The sequence below is a fragment of the Ruegeria sp. HKCCA5426 genome, from assembly GCF_013034585.1.
Classification (GTDB): Bacteria; Pseudomonadota; Alphaproteobacteria; order Rhodobacterales; family Rhodobacteraceae; genus Ruegeria.
Genome location: NZ_WQGH01000009.1, coordinates 150,061 through 169,949, shown reverse-complemented (window position 1 = coordinate 169,949; position 19,889 = coordinate 150,061). Strand labels below are relative to the sequence as shown.

Below are 19,889 nucleotides of genomic sequence, written 5' to 3'. Positions count from 1 at the left end.
AATCTTTATTATCCACTTTTGCGCACCACCTGGCAATGACCCAAATCGACGCTCCTGAGTGAAATTGCAGAACGGGTGGTTACTGTAGATGAGGCTCCCCACCAAACTAACTAAGGTGTTCCGCTATTTGCTTCACTAGTTCTTCGGCCTCGTCAACTGAGACATCCTGCAAACTGATTTTGATCCGCACTTCCGTCGAGGAAAGCTCTGCTGAGACTTTTCCGCCTCCAGGAAGCTGCACAGGTTTCAGATGCAAGACTTGTCGCGGACGTCCACCACGCGCTTTCTCCTTTGTCGGCTTCGGCTCTGATTTCAAGGCTTCTTCCAGCAGCGCCCACTCTTCGCGCATTTCAAGCGTGCCGGCGTCCGCCAGCACTTGGCGCAACTTTGGCTGCGCGCCGGATCGAAGCGCCGCGGCTAATTTCAAACCGGCTTTTTCCGTAAGACTAACTGGATGCTGCAGGAGATCACCCAGCGCTTCATGAACGATCGCAAAACTTCTAACTTTGGATCGCTTTGCCTTAGAAGCCGCCCCAAAAAGCGCATCAACTGCGGCCTCAGTGGAGTCGAAAACCCCCTGCCCTGCCGCCAAAACAGCTACTCGCCCACGTTCATACGGGCTCAGGTTGGACCGTATCTCGTTTTCTTCCACCATTGAAATATAGGCGCCCTGCCCCGAGCCCGCCTCACGCACAAAGGCCGGAATCGATGAAAAGGAGCTCTCCGTATCGGCAAGCAGTCGGAACGCTTTGAGCCTTCGGTATCCTGAGATGAGCCCAAAACCATCACCGCTCTTTGTTACCTCGACCGGCGCTCTCAGGCCGTGCGAACGCAATGAATCCAACAATTCGCTCATGGCCTCATCGTCTTCGACCATACGGTCCCTGCGGATGAAGTCTGCATCTATCTGATCTACCGGGATCATTTCCGCAACGAGCCCAGTTTCCTGAGCATCACGCCAACGCGCTGCATCTCCCTGGTCCTGTGCCAGTGCCACCCTATCCGTAACGGATGCCATGCTGTTTAATGTGGCGGCTTCGGCAGCAACTTTTGCAATCGGGGGTGTAGCCCCTTTTGCCTCAAATGGATTGAGTGAGGGTTTCGCCGCGAAACCTGCCTCCATCTGCTCTAACTCTGTTGTGTCCGGAGCGGACAATCTTCTGCGTTTAGCCATCTGCCTTATCTCCCATATGGGTATCTCGCCACCAACACCCGATCAGAACCTCTTTAAATTCCGCATAAGTCCTGTCAAAGGTTTCGCGACCCCTCACATAAGTATCGCGATTGAAGTCCCGGTAATCCGCTTCGTAAATGCCATTGACCTGCTCACCGGCTTGCCCGACCAAAGCGGTGTAGTCCTGTCTATAGGCGTTCATGAAATCCCCGAAATAGGCCTGGATCACATTTGCCATATCGGTCTGTTGGCTGGCGTCAAACCGAGTAATGATGGCCCTGACAACGTCCCATTCGAATTTAAGCTCTGGAAGCCCTGCTGCACGCTGAGCGGCGTTTTCTCCATCCTCTATACTCGCGAAGGTCGTATATAGCATGTCGAAAAATCGACCGGTCGAATCAAACTCCAGGAATGAAGCCCCAAGGGGCACCAACAAAATATCCGCCGCAGCCAGAGCGTTGATCGTTAGGTACCCAAGTGCAGGAGGAGTATCTAGGAACACTATGTCATAGTCATCCAATACACCGTCTTGATGCAGGAAGTTGGTCAAGCCATCCCACAGAGGCCAGCTCCGCAAACCCATTCGCCAGACCGGTATCTGGAATTCTGCCCAGTACAAATTAAGCTGAGCGCCAATAAGATCGATATTGGGCCAATGGGTTTTCTGAATAACGTCGCCTGGACCGGTCTTAAGAGCTTCATTCAACGTCTCATCCAGTGGGATTTCCGACTGTCCAGCCGCTTGCCTAACCCGGTTTTCCTGCTGGACGGCCTGTGCGTAATCTTTTGCGATCAGTGGAAACACAGTCTGCCACTCGTCTGCGACGTTACCCCCCAAGATAGACGTCATCGACCCCTGGCTGTCGAGATCAATCACTAGAACACGGTATCCATCCAAGGCGGCGGACATGGCTAGGTGTGCTGCAGTGGATGTTTTCCCGACACCCCCTTTAAAATTTGCGACTGCAACAACCTTTGCAGGCAACCCCCCAGGTCGATATGGCAAATATTCCTTGGTGCTAACACCTTCCGCCGCAAAGTGTTTTCGCAGCGTCAGAACCTCTTCCAAAGAAAACCATTTGGAACCCGTTTCACCTTCACCCTGTGGAAGGTCTGGGTTCGCCTTCAGGACTCGCCGTAGGTGCGCTGGTGCGACTGGAATAAGGTATTTTGTTATCTCCCAGATTGAAAAACGGCGAAGTCGTTTTTCACCGTCCGGAGCGTAACCTCTACGAGCCAAATCCTCTCGGCCTTTCGTGCAGAATGCTGCGGCTTTTGCGAATCGAGAAGTCCCTATAGGATCCGGTAACTTACTTGCTGCTACTTTCGGATCGAGATTCAAATAGGGCGGTAGTTGAGGAGGGTTGGATTTGTTCACTGTCTGAGCCTCAGGAAATGTTCGCCTTAGCGGCGTATATAGCGCAAGGTAGCGCACATTTTCCACAAAAGCTATCCTTGGTCCTGAAGTTGTCCACAGAAAATCAAGAATTGATTGAGTTTCGCGGCGAAACTTTCGAAATATTTAAAATGAGCACAACAAATAGTTTCTATTTTTTAGATAGTTAAATTAGTTTGCGGAAAAGAAAACAAGTAAAAACAGCAACTTACTATCTACTTGGTGCCTGTTTACAGGTTAATGGGTGCCAATTCACAGGCTAAAAGGTACCAAGTTACGGGATCACGGGTGGCAGGACTCGGTACGACATGCACCGATTCTCGGGTTGGCTGATTTTCTTGAGTTTCAGACCCTATTCATGTGCATTTCTTACCGCCGGTTAGAGTGTACGATTGCGTTGAGAGTCGCCTGAGGTCTTTTTCTGGGGATAACTTTCTGAGCACCACAATAAGGTACCCGTTTGCAGGAACTGTCCCATACTGTATTTGGGTACCTAAAGGTGATTGATCTTTGGGTACCCTTCGTGCCACAAATACTGAAACGAGCAGTCAGGCAGAATCATGCCGGAAACACAATTGGACATGGACCACCTTTCAGGCGCCTTGCGTCGGGAGACGGTAAAAAAGAATGTGGCCGCGATACATATCAGCGGTAAGCTCACGCTGCTTCAACGCAAGCTTTCTAACGTGCTGCTACTCAATGCATATGATGCGCTGACTTCTGCATCTACCCACACGATAGATGCGCGCACGCTTGCCATGATGGTTGGTTATAACTCCAATGATTTTGATACATTGCGTGCAAGTTTGCGTGCTTTGGCGGAAACCGTCGCAGAATGGGACATGTTGGATGAGCAAGGCCGGCAAGAGTGGGGCGTTTCTTCGCTGCTTAGCTTTGCAAAGCTAAAAAGTGGTGTTTGTGAATATGCCTACTCGCCCGCGCTGGCGCAGAAACTTTACGACCCAAAGATCTATGCTTTGATCAATGTGCAAATCCAACGCAACTTCAGTTCCGGTCATGGGTTGGCGCTTTATGAAAACTGTTATCGTTTTGTAAGAACCGGATCCACAGGATGGTGGTCCTTGGATGTGTTTAGAAAACTCATGGGTGTTGACGGCAGCGACTACTACAGCAGCTTCAAACACCTAAACGCAAAGATAATCAAACCAGCCGTCAATGAAGTAAATAAAAGCTCAGATATACTTATTGAGCCTGAGTTTCAAAAAAAGGGGCGATCCGTCACGGACATCAGGTTTCGGATCAAAGGAAACCCACAGAAAGCCATGTTCGAAATCGACGATAGTGATGGTGTGCGAAATCTGGCGGTTTACAAAACGCTTCGTAAGCAAGGGGTCTCAGACCGGCTGGCGCGGCAGTGGATCGCTGAACATGGTGAAAAATATGTTCAGCAAAAATTGGATTATGTAACAGGGCAGGGGGGTGTGAAGTCTACTCTCGGGTACCTGTCCGCTGCCTTGCGTGATGACTACAAGCCGCCAATCGAAGAAACGCAGGTTGCCCCAAGTCCCGAAGCGATTGAATCCGCGCGACTGAGGCAGGAAGAAAAAGTTCAGGAAGAAAAGGCCTATGCCGCCCGTGCTGCGGAACGCACCGAAAGGTCCAGAAAACTCTCCGTGGTAGAAGAGCTGGTTTCGCGGCGAAACCCAACGCAACGCGACGCTGACAAAAGACTGTTCATGGCAGGTCTGGACAATGACCTCGATCGCGAACATTTCCGTTCGCATGGGTGGCGCTCAGGCCTGAACGCCACTAGGATTTTTTCTTTTTGGGAGGAGCTAGAGCCAGAGGCTTTCGAATAGAAGAGGAGAATTATTGAAGGCCACAGACCTCACTGTTTCTTCAGGGCCGATCGAAGCGCATCGCCAAGTGCGCTGTGATGTGCATTATTGTCATTTTTTGCGCGTTGCTTTTCGTTCAGCCTAGATTTTCGGGATTGCCTCGATGTTCTCTTGTCGTCGTGTTTTTGATTGTCCGACGCCGTTCTGGTTTTGCGCATGCTCAGGCCAATTCGCTTTCGATTGGCATCAATGTCGACGACGGTGACTTTTACGACTTGGCCCGCCTGAACTATTTCGTGAGGGTCTTTGACAAACCGATCCGCCAGTTGGCTCACATGAACCAATCCATCCTGATGAACGCCGATGTCGACAAACGCCCCAAAGGCCGCGACATTTGTAACCGTCCCCTCCAACTTCATTCCGGGTCTAAGGTCTGAAATTTCCTCGACCCCGTCTTTGAACGAAGCCGTGACAAAACTTGGTCGAGGGTCGCGCCCAGGCTTTTCAAGTTCCGCGAAAATGTCCTGAACAGTGGGAAGGCCGAACTTGTCATCGGTAAAACGCTCGGCTTGCAGGTTTTTCAAGGCACCTTCTTGCCCCATGATCTGACGAATATCCCGTCCACAGGCAGTGACGACCCGTCGAGCAACGTCATAGGCTTCTGGATGTACCGAAGACGCATCCAGCGGCTCGGACCCATCTAAAATGCGAAGGAAGCCTGCACATTGTTCAAAGGCTCGGGGGCCTAGGCGCGCGACGTTCAACAAGTCGTTTCTAGATTTAAATGCGCCATGCACATCACGATGGGCAACGATTGAGTCCGCCAAAACAGGCCCCAAACCAGAGACACGTGAGAGCAAGGGAGCTGAGGCCGTATTCAGATCAACGCCGACTGCGTTCACGACGTCCTCGATGACCGAGTCCAGAGACTGTGACAACCGATGCTGATCGACGTCGTGCTGATATTGTCCGACCCCAATCGACTTTGGTTCGATCTTCACCAGTTCAGCCAGGGGATCCTGCAACCTGCGTGCTATCGAAACAGCGCCTCGCAATGACACGTCCAGATCCGGGAACTCACGCGCGGCAAGTTCAGAGGCCGAATAGACAGAAGCACCAGCTTCGGACACGACGACCTTAGTCGGCGTATTTTCAGTCTTTGGAATGTGCTTCAGCGCATCAGAAACAAGCCTTTCGGTTTCCCGGCTTGCGGTTCCGTTACCAATGGCGATCAGCTCAATTTTGTGCGTTTGCACAAGACTCAGGATCGTGTGTTTCGCGCCCTCAAGGTCATTCTTGGGCTGAAACGGGTAAAGTGTTTCTGTCTCAAGCACTTTTCCAGTTGCATCGACGACTGCCGCCTTTACTCCGGTGCGAATTCCGGGGTCCAAACCCAGCGTCGCCTTGGTTCCGGCAGGCGCGGAAAACAGTAAGTCTTTGAGATTGCGAGAAAAAACAAGAATTGCCTCATCTTGCGCGCGACTGCGCAGCTCCGCCATCATCTCTACCATCATCGACAAGGATAGTTTGACGCGCCAGGTCCAGCCAGCGACCTTGCGCAGCCAGACGTCGCCAGGCGCATCAGTACGCGTATGGAGATGCGCAGCTACGATGGCTTCCACCCGCGCAGCCCCATCTTCGGAGTTCGGCGCGATATCCAGTGTCACAATATCTTCCTTGGACGCGCGCAACATGGCTAGTGCCCTGTGCGAGGGGGTGTTCGCCCATAGTTCGGAATGATCAAAATAGCCGCTGAACTTTGCGCCTTCTTGTTGTTTGCCTTCGATCACTTTGGCTGACAGTAATGCCTCTTGGTGCATGAATGCTCGAAGCTCACCCAGTAATACGGCATTTTCAGTCAACCGCTCGGTGATGATGTCACGAGCACCGTTCAATGCGTCCTTTGTCGTTACAATCGTTTCAGTTAGGTATCCCAATGCCAACACGTCCGGGTCTGCGGTCCTGTCTGCAAGAATGGCGTCTGCAAGCGGCTCAAGCCCGTTTTCTCGGGCAATCATCGCCTTGGTGCGGCGTTTGGGCTTATAGGGCAGGTAGATGTCTTCCAACTGTGCCTTGGTTTCGGCCTGTATAATCGACTTAGCAAGATCGTCAGTCAGTTTGCCCTGATCCTTGATCGAATTCAGGATCGTATCGCGACGCGCCTGCAATTCTCGCAGATATGTCAGGCGGTCGGAAAGCGCGCGCAATTGTGTGTCGTCCAGCCCGCCTGTCGCCTCTTTGCGATAGCGCGCTACAAACGGGACAGTGGCGCCTTCGTCCAATAATTTGACCGCTGCTTCGACTTGTTCGGGCCGTGCGCTGATTTCGGTGGCTATGGTGCGAGCGATGCGGTCCAATTGGGTCTCCTGAAATTGATTGGAGAACCTTCTTAGCCAGCCGCATCACCAAGGGGAAGGGGCGTCAGACTTGTTGGGCAAGGACTTGTAGATCGTCGTAAAGCGATTTCGAAACCTCTACAAAGCCTCGGGCCACATTCCGACTGCGGGCAGCATAGCGGCGCTGGGATGGCAGGCGTGCCCCCTGATCGGTAATGTCCGAAAACAGCCGCTCGGCCCGTGCGTCATTTTCCGACACGCGACCGCCGCTGAACTGGGCAGGGTCAAAGGCCAAGATGATCTCGCCGTGATAGGGGGCCCCGCCTTCACCTTCGGCGAATTCCATACTTTCAAGACTGGTAAGATCGTCGATCAAAGGCCCGGCCAGCAACTCGATCATGATCGAAAGGGCTGATCCCTTGTAGCTGCCGAACGTCAACATCGCCCCTTCCATTGCAGCCTGCGGGTCTGTTGTCGGGTTTCCGTCCTTGTCTATGGCCACGCCTTCCGGCAATGGTTTTCCGGCCCGGCGGTACAACTCAATCTCTCCACGCGCAAATGCGCTTGTGGCGAAATCGAAGGTAAATGGATCTTTGCCGGAACGAGGCCAACTGAATGCCAGCGGGTTTGTCCCCAAGCTGCCCCGGGTGCCGCCTGCCGGGGCTACCCATGAATGGCTGGGCACCATGGCCATTGCCGCAAGGCCAGCCGAGGATAAGCGCTCGACTTCCGGCCACAATGCAGAGAAATGATAGCATCGGTTTATGACCATTGCTGCGATACCGTGGGTACGGGTTTTTTCGATCAGAACCGGCAGGGCGCTTTGGAATGCCAGCAGGGATATTCCGCCTTGGGCATCTACGCGGACAATTGCGTTGTCGGAGGGGGTCACAACAGGCGCGGCCTGCCCGTCGATCTTTCCGGACTTCATCGTTTCGACGCACATAAAAAGCCGGAAAAGCCCATGAGACTGGCAATCGTCAAACTGGCAAGTGGCCAATGTCTCGGTGATGGCCTGTGCATGATCAGGCCCGAAACCTGACTTGGCCAACACGGTCTGACACAGGGTTTGGATGTCTTCCAGGTTTAGTTTGACCGTCTCGCTCATGCGCTGCATCTCCTCGACTTGCGATGCGAAAGAGATAGCGCGGCAAGTCGGCCAAAGGGAACCGGATTTAGCGATCACCCCTGCGTTTTTGATTGCAGTTTTGCGAAAACATTACAGATGACCAACGCCACCGGATCGCGGAAACGGCGTGGGTTTATGCCTATCATCACTGACGAACAGGCCGATCTGTAATGTCTGCTGGAACTTTACACCCAGACTTTCAGAAGCTGATTTCTTTCGGTGTTCGAAAACGCCTTGTGAAGGATCGCAATTAACAGAAATATAGCGGCCATGACATCAGACCCTGTCAGGCCGGACCAGGATGAGGACGACACTACGCTCGGACCTCCAAGCATCTATGATGCCGACCCGTCGGAAGAGGATGACCTTTGGTTTCTGCCTGACGATGGTGATGGAGAGGTAGAAGAAGATTTCTTGCTACCGGGACCTAAGGCCGATCGTCGCCTGCTGTTTGATCCACGCGATTGGCGTGCGGCGCAGGCCGAACTTTCTTTCGAGCTGGCAGATCTGGCCGCCACGTTTGGCGCGTTGGACGAGCGTCTGAGGGCCGGCCCAACAGGTTGGACACATCGGTTGGCTCTTATGGATGTGTCGGATCTGGGGTGGTGGACCGGTGATCGCATCAGTGTCGATCGGCTGGCTTTATGGACGGGTTTGCGCATTGGGGCGACCGGAGACGATGTGCAGGCGCTGTTTCGCGCAGGCTGGGCTGTCCGACGACTAACCTCGGGGGCGGGTCCGTCGGAAGGGGGATGGGCCTCGGGTCTGACTGCGTTTCTGGATCGACTGGCTCAGGGGATCGAAGAGGTTCCCGAAGCGGTTGCCGATCTAGCCGAAGTGATGGAGAACGCCGAGGGCCTGCATCCGGTCACGCAGGCTGCAATCGGGTTTCATGCTTGGCGAGCGCTGTCTCAAAGGGTTGGGCAGGACACCGAAGCCGCAATCATCGCCGCCCGGCATGGCGCGACTATGGGCCGGGGCGGAGCGATGTTCATGCCACTGGCGCTGTCTGGGCCCGGAGCCTTGCGCGGGGTGGGGGCGACGGATGAAAAGCTCTCGGCGTGGATCAACGGGGCAGGGCAGGCGGTTCTGGCGGGTCTATTGCACCTTGATCGCGTGAACGCGTGGGAGGACCGTGCCCGTGACGCCATACACGACCTGAGCGGGCGCACGCCGCCCTTGTTGATTGATGTTCTCAGGTCATGGCCCATGGTTTCAGCGCCATTGGCACAAGAGCTGACACAAGCTTCTCGTGCGGCGGTTCAGCGCAACATAGATCGCTTTACGGATCGGGGTTTGATTCGCGAAGTGACGGGGCAGGGACGTTATAGGGTCTGGACTGCGGCGCTGTAGTCCATGATCCACTCGCGAAAGGCGCGAGCCGAAGGCCGCAAGGCTGCGTGTGACTGGTATATCAGGTGATACGCCTCTTGGCCTGGGACTGTGACCCCGTCCAGACATGGCACCAGACCAGACAACGACATGATCCGATCTGACGCCGGGGCGCGGGCCAGCGCGATGCCGCCTCCGCTGGCGGACAGTTCTGCGGCCATGATTGAATTATCAGCGAAGAAGTACCGGGCTTGTCCTGCGGGCAATCGAAGGGCTTCGAAAAGGTGTGGCCAGCTTGCGCGGTGCGTAGACACTTCGATCAGAGTAAACTTGAACAGGTCTTGTGGCTGACTTATCTGGGCCGCCACGTCCGGGGGCGCAACTGGGTAAAGATGTTCGCGAAGCAACTCATCGCCCTCGGTTCCAAACAGGGACGGGTTTCCAAAAACGATCTGAAGGTCGGTAAACCGGTTGGAAAAGTCCGAGGTCACGTTTCCGGTGGTCAGTGACAAGTTGATCTGCGGATATGACGTGTGAAAATCCGGCAAACCTGCAGCCAGGATCCCATGCGCGAACAACAGCACAGATTGAACATAAAGCCGTTGTTCCCTTGTTTCCCCAAACAGTCCGGTCGTCGCAGTTTCAAGCATCAAAAGCGATTGCTGAACCGACGGCAAATAAGCACGACCAGCTTCGGTTAGGGTGACGGAATGGGCATGGCGATGGAACAAGGGTGTCCCAAGCTGCGTTTCCAGCGCCTTGACCTGTTGGCTGACGGCTGCGGCTGACATGTTCAACTGTGCGGCCGCGCGGGAGAAACTCTCGGTTCGTGCGGCCGCCTCGAACACGCGCAACCAATTCAAGGACGGGATACGGGTCGCCATGTGAATAGGCTAAGCTGAACTTAGCCTGACGGGCAAGAGTTCGCGTTCTGTGAAATTCAAACTCTGTCTTATCCTTTTCCAATCATGCATCGGGGAGGAACACGCATGGCCGATCAAAGCGCCAAACATCAGTCCACGCTGACCCAAACGCAATCGGCCCGCTATTGGGAAGACGGCTTCCTGTTTCCTCTGAGTGTATTTTCCGAGCAAGAAGCGTCTGAGATACGGGCCGAGTTCGAAGGGATTGAACGAGATTGGCAAGACGCGGATCTTCCGCTGCCGTTGAATACCTACAAACGGGTGAACGCACATCTGGTCATGCCGATGGCCGCGCGCATTGCGCTGGATGCACGTGTTCTGGATGTGGTTCAGGGTGTATTGGGGCCGGACATCATGATCTGGTCCGCCGAGTTTTTTGTTAAAGAACCTGGGACCAAGCACACGGTCGGGATGCATCAGGACCTGACATATTGGGGTATGGGCGAAACACCGGATCAGGTGACTGCGTGGATCGCTCTGTCGCCCGCAACCGTAGAAAGCGGATGCATGGATTTCGTGCGAGCAAGCCACAAGAATCCGATTCTGCCGCATAACGATACATATTCGGAAACCAACCTGCTGTCGCGCGGACAAGAGATCGCTGTCGAAGTTGCCGAAGAAGACAAGACCCACATCGAATTGACGCCCGGACAAATGTCCTTGCACCACGGGTTGACGATACATGGTTCGGGCCCGAACCGGTCAGACGATCGGCGAATTGGTCTGGCGATCCGGTATCTGAACCCAAATGCAAGGCAGCTTGTTGCCGAACGTGATTACGCGATGCCGGCGCGGGGAAGGGACGCACAAAGTAATTTTCTGCACGTCGGGCCCCCAAAAGCACTGTTCTCGAAAGAGGCGCTCGCCCTCTATGAAAAAGTACGACAGGATCAAAGCAAGGCACTGGCGCAAGGCGCTGACAATTCGGTTCCGCTTTATGCGGCGACCTAAGCGGTGTTTACCGGCCAACGCCGACGTAGCTTTGAAACCCGGCTTTTAGGGCGACCCGTTTGGAATAGATGTTGCGCAGATCGACCATCTTCGGCGACTTCATCGCCGCTGCAAGTTCCGGCAGGTTAAGCGCGCGGAATTCGTTCCACTCGGTCAGCAGAACGACAACATCTGCGCCTTCAGCAGCAGAGTAGGGATCGTCACACCATTCAACACCGGGAAGCAAGGCTTCGCCCTCGGCGCGGCCTTGCGGATCGACCACGCGAACCGTCGCGCCGCCGCCGATCAGGGCCGGTATGATCGCCAGCGACGGGGCATCACGCATATCGTCTGTGTTTGGTTTGAAGGTCACGCCTAGGACAGCAACGGTTTTTTGATTGAAGCTGTCATTACACGCGTCGCGGATCTTCTCGATCATCCGCTTTTTGACCCCGTCATTCACACGAATAACCGTTTCGGTGATTTGCATGGGATATGCATGTTCCTGCCCGATCCGGGCCAGAGCGGCGGTGTCCTTGGGAAAACACGAACCTCCATAGCCGGGTCCTGCATGTAGGAATTTGTTGCCAATCCGACCATCCAGACCGATGCCGCGGGCAACTTCTTTGACGTCGGCATTCACGCGCTCGCACAGTCCTGCGATTTCATTGATGAAGGTGATCTTTGTGGCCAGAAATGCATTCGCTGCATATTTTATCATCTCGGCGCTTTCCAGATCCGTTGTCAGAATTGGGAAATCCCGTAGGTAAAGCGGGCGATAAATCTCGGCCATGACTTCGGCAGCGCGTTCACTTTCGACGCCCACGACAACCCGATCGGGTCGCATGAAATCGTCAATCGCCGCCCCCTCACGCAGGAATTCGGGATTTGAGGCGACGTCAAAATCAGCACTGGGATTGGCGCCTGAAACAACCGCATGAACTTGGCGGTTCGTCCCGACCGGAACTGTCGATTTCGTGACAATGACGGTATAGCCCGTTACGGCCTGAGCAATCTCTTCTGCTGCGGCCATGACATATGTCAGATCGGCTTGGCCATCGCCCCGGCGGGTCGGAGTTCCGACCGCGATAAAGACTGCGTCAGCACCATCGACCGCAGCGGTAAGGTCGGTGGTAAAGCTCAGGCGGCCTGAGGCCACGTTTTTTGCCATCAGCGCGTCAAGCCCGGGCTCATAGATGGGAACTTTACCTGCCTGCAGCATTTCGATCTTCTGGGCGGCTTTATCGACGCAAATCACGTCATGGCCAAAATCCGAGAAACACACGCCCGATACCAAACCGACATATCCGGTTCCGATCATCGCTATACGCATCTTTCGTTTCCTTTCTCCGAAAAGACGGACCTGGCGCGTTTTCACGCAGGAAAGTTCCGCCGCTTTCAACGCTTGCTGACGGCCTTGGCTTGCAATCCGGGGTATCTTGCTGTTTCTGAGAGTGCAATCAGCCAGATTGAGTTTTGTGGAACGCGACGATGACAAAAACTGCACTTATAACCGGTATTACAGGGCAGGATGGATCATATCTGGCCGAGTTTTTGCTGGAAAAAGGCTATGAAGTTCACGGTATCAAGCGCCGGGCGTCTTCGTTCAATACGCAGCGCATAGATCATATCTACCAGGATCCTCACGTCCCCAACCCGCGTTTGCACCTGCATTACGGTGACCTGAGCGATACGTCCAACCTGACCCGAATCATTCAGGAGGTTCAGCCGGACGAGGTTTATAACCTTGGTGCGCAATCTCATGTGGCGGTTAGCTTTGAATCGCCTGAATACACGGCCGACGTGGATGCGATCGGCACGTTGCGCTTGCTGGAAGCCATCCGGTTTCTGGGTCTGGAAAAGAAAACACGGTTCTATCAGGCGTCGACATCCGAATTGTATGGTCTGGTTCAGGAAACCCCACAGCGTGAAACCACGCCGTTCCATCCGCGATCACCCTATGCGGTGGCCAAACTGTATTCTTACTGGATCACGGTGAACTACCGCGAAGCCTATGGAATGTATGCGTGCAACGGTATCTTGTTCAATCATGAAAGCCCGCGCCGGGGCGAAACCTTTGTGACACGCAAGATCACCCGCGGTCTTGCGAATATTGCGCAGGGCCTCGAGGACTGCCTGTATATGGGCAATATCGATAGCCTGCGGGATTGGGGCCACGCCAAGGATTATGTGCGGATGCAGTGGCTGATGTTGCAACAGGATCGACCCGAAGACTTCGTGATCGCGACCGGTGTTCAGTATTCCGTTCGGCAATTTATTGAATGGTCGGCTGACGAACTGGGTATCTCACTTGAGTTCACAGGCGACGGTGTGGATGAGATCGCCACTGTCAAATCCGTGCGCGGCGATAAGGCACCGGCGCTGAAACAGGGCGACGTAGTTATGCGGATCGATCCTCAGTATTTCCGCCCTGCCGAAGTTGAAACCCTTTTGGGTGACCCGTCAAATGCCAAAAACAAACTGGGGTGGGAGCCGGAACTGACCGTTCAGGAAATGTGCGCCGAAATGGTGTCGGAAGACCTCAAAACAGCCAGACGCCACGCCCTGTTGAAAGAGCATGGGTTCGATCTGCCTGTCAGTCTGGAAAATGGCTGAGGAGGGGCATATGCGTAAAATCTATGTTGCCGGGCATCGCGGTATGGTCGGAGGCGCGATCCTGCGCCGTCTAAAAAATCGCCAAGCGGCGGGTGAAGCGCTGTCGCTGATCACGCGCACCCACGCCGAACTGGACCTGACCAACCAGTCTGCTGTGCGGGACTTCATGCAAACGGAACGTCCCGATGTGGTCATTCTCGCTGCGGCCAAAGTGGGCGGAATTCACGCGAATAATACGTACCCTGCCGACTTCATTTATGAAAACCTGATGATCGAGTGTAATGTCATCCATCAGGCATTTGCCGCAGGCGTTACCTCATTGCTGCAACTGGGTAGCTCGTGCATCTATCCGCGTGCTGTCGCACAGCCCATGCGCGAAGACGCCCTGCTGACTGGCGTATTGGAGCCGACCAATGAACCTTACGCAGTAGCAAAAATCGCCGGAATAAAACTTTGCGAAAGCTATAATCGACAGCACGGGGTCGATTATCGCTCGGTCATGCCGACAAACCTGTATGGGCCCGGTGATAACTTTCACCCGGAAAATAGCCACGTGCTGCCTGCTTTGATCCGCCGTTTCCACGAGGCGCATCGGGACGGGTTGGACGGGGTGGTTATCTGGGGTACTGGTAAACCGCGTCGAGAGTTTTTGCATGTGGATGACATGGCCGAGGCATCGCTGTTTGTACTCGACCTGCCCCGCGATGTTTATGAAGAGAATACGCAACCCATGCTGAGCCACATAAACGTAGGGTGCGGAGAAGATATCTCGATCGCTGAACTGGCAGCAATGGTTGCCAAGACGGTCGGATTCACCGGGCGGATCACGCAGGATGCCAGCAAACCAGATGGGACAATGCGCAAACTGATGGATGTGTCCCGGCTTGCCGACATGGGGTGGCGCGCGCAGGTCAACCTCGAAGAGGGAATACGCGAAACCTATGCGTGGTTTCTTGAACAGGGCGATGCTGACCTTCGGGCCAAGTAACCGCCCAAACCAGCGTCCGGGCGGCATTGCTGGCGTTACCGCCAGCGGCCAATGGCAATAAGCGCAGGCGCGTGCAAACCTGGATCAGATGTGACTGAAAAGACTTTGTAAGCCACCTGCAAGTCCGACGGTGCATCAATCCCTAGAAAGCGGGTGGTGGTGCTGCCACTACCGCTGATAACCGGAGTGGAGCCCGCTGCAAATGCAATCGGAAACGACCAGACGTCGGGCGCGCTGGCGAACAGAGAACCGTGTGAGGCTGTGCAGGCAGTCGGGTTCAGTGTCGCGGTGCAGATTTGCGTGCCGTCTGCAAACCGAACATAGTCCCCGTCAGGTGTTGTTCCGCGTTCAATGACCGCTCCGGTCGGTACGCCGCCATTTGTAGATACTGTGCCCAACAGGTTGCCGGGGCCGTAGCCGAAGTCTGCGCGCATCAGGCGACCCGGCGTTGTATCATCTGAACTGTTTTGAACGGCTGCACCGCTTGCAATGGCAGAGGCTGGGTCAAAGCTGAGCGCGTCGGTCCAGTTGCTTCCGTCTGGTGAGACCTTGATGGAAAATCCTGTGCTGCCGGACAGCCCCATTTCTGCGTGCCCTGTCCAATTCGATTGAAACAGCAAAGATGCAGTTTCGGCCGCGTTGGCCTTGTTGATCTTCAACTGATGACCTAGCCCATCATGGCTGAGCAACGACGCGGCAGACCGAACGGACAGCCGGTTTGTCTCGTCATATGTCGCGGAAATACCAATCCCTTTCAGGTTTTGGGTTGCAATAGGGGCATCCACCCAATCTGACCCGTCCCAGACGATCAGCCGGGATTGGTTTTCATCCCATGCGCGCCATCCTGATACGGGGCTTACGAAATGCCACGCATTGTCCAGCCACGCGGCCAGTTTGCCAGCTTGCCCTGCCCAGTCTCCCGTAGGCGCCGCCCCCAGAGCGTGAACTTCTCCCTGATCCGGTGCGGGCGGAGGATTGATTGCGCCTGCCGAGGCGACGCTCAACTGTACGATGACGTCCAGTTTCCTGAGTGCTTCATTATGCGTGACGTGTTTCTGCGCTTGCGACTGTTGAATAAATGGCAAGTCCAGTCGGGGTGAGTTTTGTGACACGGGGTCCTCCTATGGCTGTCGAAATGACATACGCAATGCGGGCCACAGTGAGTGCAGAGATGTGAATCCTTCCCGACTTGCACGAACGCATCAGAAAAGAATCGTTAATTCTTGGGGATTGGACCCGGTCGGCACGGGGCAGGTTTCAGTTTCTGCCACCAGCCCGGCGCTTGGACATAGGTAACCGTGTACGTTAGGCGGCCGTTACTGAGCCGCCTTGTCCGAAGAGATCACTTCGTGAATGTATTCACGCAGGTCGTCACGCAGATCTTCGCGAGACAGTGCATATGCGACCGTTGCCTGCAGGAAGCCGGACTTCGAGCCGCAGTCAAAACGCTGACCTTCGAACTTGTAGCCAAAAACCGGAACACCGTTTCCGATATCTTCGGCGATCGCATCGGTAAGCTGGATTTCGCCACCGCTGCCTTTTTTCTTCTGGTTCAGGTTATACAGAACAGATGGTCCCAGGATATAGCGCCCGATCACGGCCAGGTTGGACGGCGCGTCCTCTGATTTGGGTTTTTCCACCATGCCCCGGGTGCGCACGACGGATCCGATATTCTCACCAACATCCAGCACACCATAAGATTGGGTTTTTTCATGCGGAACTTCCATGGCCGCAACCATATTGCCGCCGGTTTCTTGGTAGGCTTCGACCATCTGCTGCAAACAGGGCTTGTCGGCGGCGATCACGTCGTCTGGCAGCATAACGGCAAAAGGCTCGTCCCCGATCAGGCGGCGCGCGCACCACACGGCGTGCCCAAGACCCAGCGCCTTGTGCTGGCGGATATAGGCAATCGCTCCGCTTTCCATGTTGGTGGCATTGAGTGTTTCAAGAAGGTCCGTCTTGCCTTTGGCCTTTAGTTCTTGCTCAAGGATGTGGTTGTGGTCGAAATAGTCTTCTAGCGCGGATTTTCCTCGCGAAGTTACGAAAATAAACTCGGTGATACCGGCTGCACGCGCCTCGTCAATTGCATATTGTACAAGTGGTCGGTCGACCAGCGTCATGATCTCTTTGGGGACGGACTTAGTTGCCGGCAAAAAGCGTGTACCCAGACCCGCAACTGGAAAAATCGCCTTGGTGATCTTGCGTGCCATGTTACCTCTCAAGTTAAAAAAATTTGCCCGAAAATCGCTTTGCTCTCGTGGCTTCGTCTTAGGCTGTGCGCGCAGAATGATCAACGCCGTTTGATGCAGGATGCTGCGTCATGGGAAATGGTGCCATCACGAAGATTGGGAGTCAAAATGAACTGCGGCAACATGCAGCGGGAAAGCTGAGTATTTATGCCAAAATGGAAGCAATAATATCGAATAGTGGAATATTGTTTGCCTACTATCTGATTGATTTGTTCAATCCCTAGGCGGAATTGAAAAACGCCCGAAGCCTGTAGACAGGTGTCGGGCGTCTTCGCTTACGCGTTGGCCATGATTGACTCAAGTGGATCGTGTTCAGCCACGAAATGATCGGGCTTCACCTCGTTTAATTGAGGCACATAGTCTGTCTGCCCTGCAGACAAACGGCTGGGCAGGAACCTCAACGCCGCTTTCGGATCCATTGGTGAAGGAAGTTCACCCGGCAGTTTAAGCCTCTGGCGGCTACGCTCGACATCCGGGTCCGGGATTGGCACCGCCGAGATCAAGGACTTGGTGTACGGGTGAATAGGTTCGGAACAAATGGCCTCACCATCACCCAATTCGACGATCCGGCCGAGATACAGAACCATGATCCGGTTTGATACGGCACGAACCACGGACAAGTCGTGGCTGATGAAGATCATCGACAGGCCAAACTCCTGCTGGAGTTCGCGCAACAATTCGACAATCTGGGCCTGAATCGAAACATCCAGCGCGGATACGGCCTCATCACAAATGATCAGCTTGGGCTTGTTGATCATCGCCCGCGCGATACCGACCCTTTGGTTTTGGCCGCCGGATAGTTCATGCGGATAGCGGTTGATCATGTTTGCTTTCAGGCCAACCCTCTCCATCATCTCGGCAACCATCTTCTTACGCTCCCGCTCTGTCAGGTCGGGGCGATAGGTCTTAAGTGGTTCAGCGATCGAAGCTGAGATTGTCATTCTGGGATCCAGACTGGCCAGCGGGTCTTGGAACACGATCTGCAAATCCTTGCGGTATTTGTTCAGTTCCGCCCGCTTTAGTCCAACGATGGGATGACCCAGCCAACTGACATTACCGCCGCTGGGTTCTATAAGCTGTAGTACGGCGCGCGCCAATGTCGACTTGCCGCAGCCCGACTCACCTACGACTCCCAAGGTTTCGCCCTTGCGGATGTCGAAGGTCACACCATCAACGGCTTTCAGAGGTACCTTGCGTCCGAACAGGCCGCCAGAGACATGGATTGGGAAGTGTACCTTGACGTCATCGACCGTAAGCAAAGGTTCTTCGGTTTTACCAAGCGCCTTGGGTGCGTCCCCAGCATCAATGCGCGGCATCGCTTCCAGCAGGGTACGTGTGTATTCGTGCTGCGGTGCGCGAAAGATTTCGCGCGTGTCGCCAGCTTCGACAAACTGTCCCAGACGCATCACCTGAATACGGTCGCACATACGCGCAACAACACCCATATCATGCGTGATCAGGGCGATGGCCGTGCCTTCGTCCTTCTGCAGGCGGACCATCAGGTCCAAAATGTCCGCCTGAACCGTTACATCCAGTGCCGTTGTCGGTTCATCCGCGATCAGCAGTTTGGGACTACACAGCATCGACATTGCGATCATGACACGCTGACGCATGCCGCCCGACAGTTCATGCGGGTATTGGTCCAGACGTCGCTTTGCCTCGGGGATGCGAACACGATCCAGCCATTCAAGACACCGGGCACGGGCTGCATTTCCTTGCAAGCCTTCGTGAACCTGTAGCACTTCGCGCATTTGCTGGCCGATCCGCAAATGCGGAGTCAATGCGGTCAGCGGATCCTGAAAGATCATGCCAACGTCGTCGCCCCGGATCTGGTTCAGCTTGTTCACGGGCAGGTTCAGGATTTCCTTGCCATTCAGCAAAGCCGACCCGCTGGCGCGCCCGGCCGGAGGCAGCAGCCCCATCGCAGCCATAAACGTCTGGCTTTTACCCGATCCGCTTTCGCCAACGATGCCCAGACACTCGCCTGGATTGATGTCAAAGCTGATGCCCTTGACGGCTTCGACAACACCATCCGGTGTATCGAATTGCACGCTCAGGTCCTTTACAGAAAACAGACTCATATCAGCGATCCTTCGGGTCCAGAGCGTCACGCAGGCCATCGCCGATGAAGAACATCGTGATGATGATGGCGACGTAAAATGTCAGGGGGAACATCAATTGCCAGAGGGTTCCATAGCCCATAGTACCAGCACCCTCGGCGATCAGACGGCCGAGTGAAGTGTAGGGTTCCGAAATTCCCAAACCCAGGAACGAGATAAAGCTTTCGGTCAGGATCATCTCGGGCACCAGCAACGAGGCGTAGACAATCACAACACCCAACAGGTTCGGCAGGATGTGGCGATACATGATGGTGAACTCACTAACGCCAGCGGCGCGTGCGGCCTCAATGAATTCGCGGTTTTTCAGGGTTAGCGTCTGCCCGCGAACGATCCGCGCCATTGTCAACCACCCCACCGCGCCAAGGGCGATGAACAACATAAAGAACGACCGGCCCGCCACAACCAGAAGCAGGATGATGACAAGCGTGGCCGGGATCGCCAGCAAGATGTCAACGAAGCGCATCATGATGCCGTCGGTGCGGCCACCGATATACCCAGCCGCAATCCCATAGCAGGTTCCTACGATCAGCGCGGTCGCGGCCCCGATCAGCCCCACCAACAGCGACGTGGTGGTCGCCTGAATGACACGGCTGTACAGGTCGCGCCCCAGATCATCGACGCCAAAGAAATGCCCGGTCTCGACCGAAGGCATCCCCATGCCCCGGACGTCACCCATGACATTCCAGTCGATTTCTTCGTTGTTCCACACGGCAAAATAAGGCCCGATAAGAGTGAACAAAACGATCAGACCCAGAATGAACAGACTGGCCATTGCAGCCTTGTTCCGGACAAACCGCATACGCGCGTCCTGCCAGAGCGAGCGGCCCTGAATGACCGTATAGTCGGTGATATCCTCGGCCAGATGCGCGGCTTTTTGTGATTTTCCAAGCATTGCCG

At 54.7% G+C, this 19,889-nt stretch carries 15 protein-coding genes; 5 read left to right on the top strand and 10 right to left on the bottom strand.

Going from position 1 to position 19,889, the window contains the following annotated elements; translation table 11 throughout:
• Positions 1–106: 106 nt before the first annotated feature.
• Positions 107–1,174 (bottom strand): ParB/RepB/Spo0J family partition protein, encoded by a 1,068-nt coding sequence (locus GOV87_RS15645; RefSeq protein WP_171212421.1) that lies wholly within the window; start codon positions 1,172–1,174, stop codon positions 107–109.
• Positions 1,167–2,552 carry an AAA family ATPase gene (locus GOV87_RS15640; protein WP_171212429.1) on the bottom strand — a complete coding sequence of 462 codons (1,386 nt, stop codon included), beginning with the start codon at positions 2,550–2,552 and terminating at the stop codon, positions 1,167–1,169. The genes GOV87_RS15645 and GOV87_RS15640 overlap by 8 nt, the downstream gene beginning before the upstream one ends.
• Before the next feature lie 578 nt (positions 2,553–3,130).
• Between GOV87_RS15640 and GOV87_RS15635 the strand changes: the two genes are divergently transcribed.
• Complete coding sequence (locus GOV87_RS15635) at positions 3,131–4,390, top strand: replication initiation protein (protein WP_171212420.1); 1,260 nt, start codon at positions 3,131–3,133, stop codon at positions 4,388–4,390.
• 29 nt (positions 4,391–4,419) lie between these two features.
• Here GOV87_RS15635 and GOV87_RS15630 read toward each other — a convergent pair whose 3' ends face one another.
• Positions 4,420–6,726: a Tex family protein gene (locus GOV87_RS15630; protein WP_171212419.1), complete on the bottom strand. Its 2,307-nt coding sequence runs from the start codon at positions 6,724–6,726 to the stop codon at positions 4,420–4,422.
• A 64-nt stretch (positions 6,727–6,790) separates the two neighbouring features.
• Positions 6,791–7,813, bottom strand: a complete 1,023-nt coding sequence (locus tag GOV87_RS15625; RefSeq protein ID WP_171212418.1) for an Ldh family oxidoreductase — start codon at positions 7,811–7,813, stop codon at positions 6,791–6,793.
• A 291-nt stretch (positions 7,814–8,104) separates the two neighbouring features.
• Here GOV87_RS15625 and GOV87_RS15620 point away from each other — a divergent pair, with 291 nt between their 5' ends.
• Complete coding sequence (locus tag GOV87_RS15620) at positions 8,105–9,187, top strand: helix-turn-helix domain-containing protein (RefSeq protein ID WP_171212417.1); 1,083 nt, start codon at positions 8,105–8,107, stop codon at positions 9,185–9,187.
• Here the strand turns inward: GOV87_RS15620 and GOV87_RS15615 are convergent.
• On the bottom strand, positions 9,160–10,050 hold the full coding sequence (locus GOV87_RS15615; protein WP_171212416.1) for a LysR family transcriptional regulator: 891 nt from the start codon (positions 10,048–10,050) through the stop codon (positions 9,160–9,162). The genes GOV87_RS15620 and GOV87_RS15615 overlap by 28 nt on opposite strands.
• A 105-nt stretch (positions 10,051–10,155) precedes the next feature.
• On the opposite strand from GOV87_RS15615, the gene GOV87_RS15610 reads away from it, so the two are divergent.
• Positions 10,156–11,040, top strand: a complete 885-nt coding sequence (locus GOV87_RS15610; protein ID WP_171212415.1) for a phytanoyl-CoA dioxygenase family protein — start codon at positions 10,156–10,158, stop codon at positions 11,038–11,040.
• 7 nt (positions 11,041–11,047) lie between these two features.
• On the opposite strand, the gene GOV87_RS15605 is transcribed toward GOV87_RS15610, so the two are convergent.
• The gene (locus GOV87_RS15605) at positions 11,048–12,352 is read right to left on the bottom strand and encodes a UDP-glucose/GDP-mannose dehydrogenase family protein (RefSeq protein ID WP_171212414.1); all 1,305 of its coding nucleotides are present in this window, start codon (positions 12,350–12,352) and stop codon (positions 11,048–11,050) included.
• A gap of 158 nt (positions 12,353–12,510) precedes the next feature.
• Here GOV87_RS15605 and gmd point away from each other — a divergent pair, with 158 nt between their 5' ends.
• Together gmd and GOV87_RS15595 are read left to right on the top strand one after the other, a co-directional pair.
• Positions 12,511–13,635 (top strand): GDP-mannose 4,6-dehydratase, encoded by a 1,125-nt coding sequence (gene gmd, locus GOV87_RS15600; protein WP_171212413.1) that lies wholly within the window; start codon positions 12,511–12,513, stop codon positions 13,633–13,635.
• Positions 13,636–13,645: 10 nt separating this feature from the next.
• Positions 13,646–14,623, top strand: a complete 978-nt coding sequence (locus GOV87_RS15595) for a GDP-L-fucose synthase (RefSeq protein WP_171212412.1) — start codon at positions 13,646–13,648, stop codon at positions 14,621–14,623.
• Positions 14,624–14,658: 35 nt separating this feature from the next.
• On the opposite strand, the gene GOV87_RS15590 is transcribed toward GOV87_RS15595, so the two are convergent.
• The 4 genes from GOV87_RS15590 to GOV87_RS15575 form a co-directional block, all read right to left on the bottom strand.
• Positions 14,659–15,735, bottom strand: a complete 1,077-nt coding sequence (locus tag GOV87_RS15590) for a DUF2793 domain-containing protein (protein ID WP_171212411.1) — start codon at positions 15,733–15,735, stop codon at positions 14,659–14,661.
• A gap of 204 nt (positions 15,736–15,939) precedes the next feature.
• Complete coding sequence (gene galU / locus GOV87_RS15585; RefSeq protein ID WP_171212410.1) at positions 15,940–16,833, bottom strand: UTP--glucose-1-phosphate uridylyltransferase GalU; 894 nt, start codon at positions 16,831–16,833, stop codon at positions 15,940–15,942.
• 314 nt (positions 16,834–17,147) lie between these two features.
• Positions 17,148–18,953: an ABC transporter ATP-binding protein gene (locus GOV87_RS15580; RefSeq protein ID WP_171212409.1), complete on the bottom strand. Its 1,806-nt coding sequence runs from the start codon at positions 18,951–18,953 to the stop codon at positions 17,148–17,150.
• Between the two features lies 1 nt (position 18,954).
• The gene (locus GOV87_RS15575) at positions 18,955–19,884 is read right to left on the bottom strand and encodes an ABC transporter permease subunit (protein WP_170389022.1); all 930 of its coding nucleotides are present in this window, start codon (positions 19,882–19,884) and stop codon (positions 18,955–18,957) included.
• Positions 19,885–19,889 lie beyond the last annotated feature (5 nt).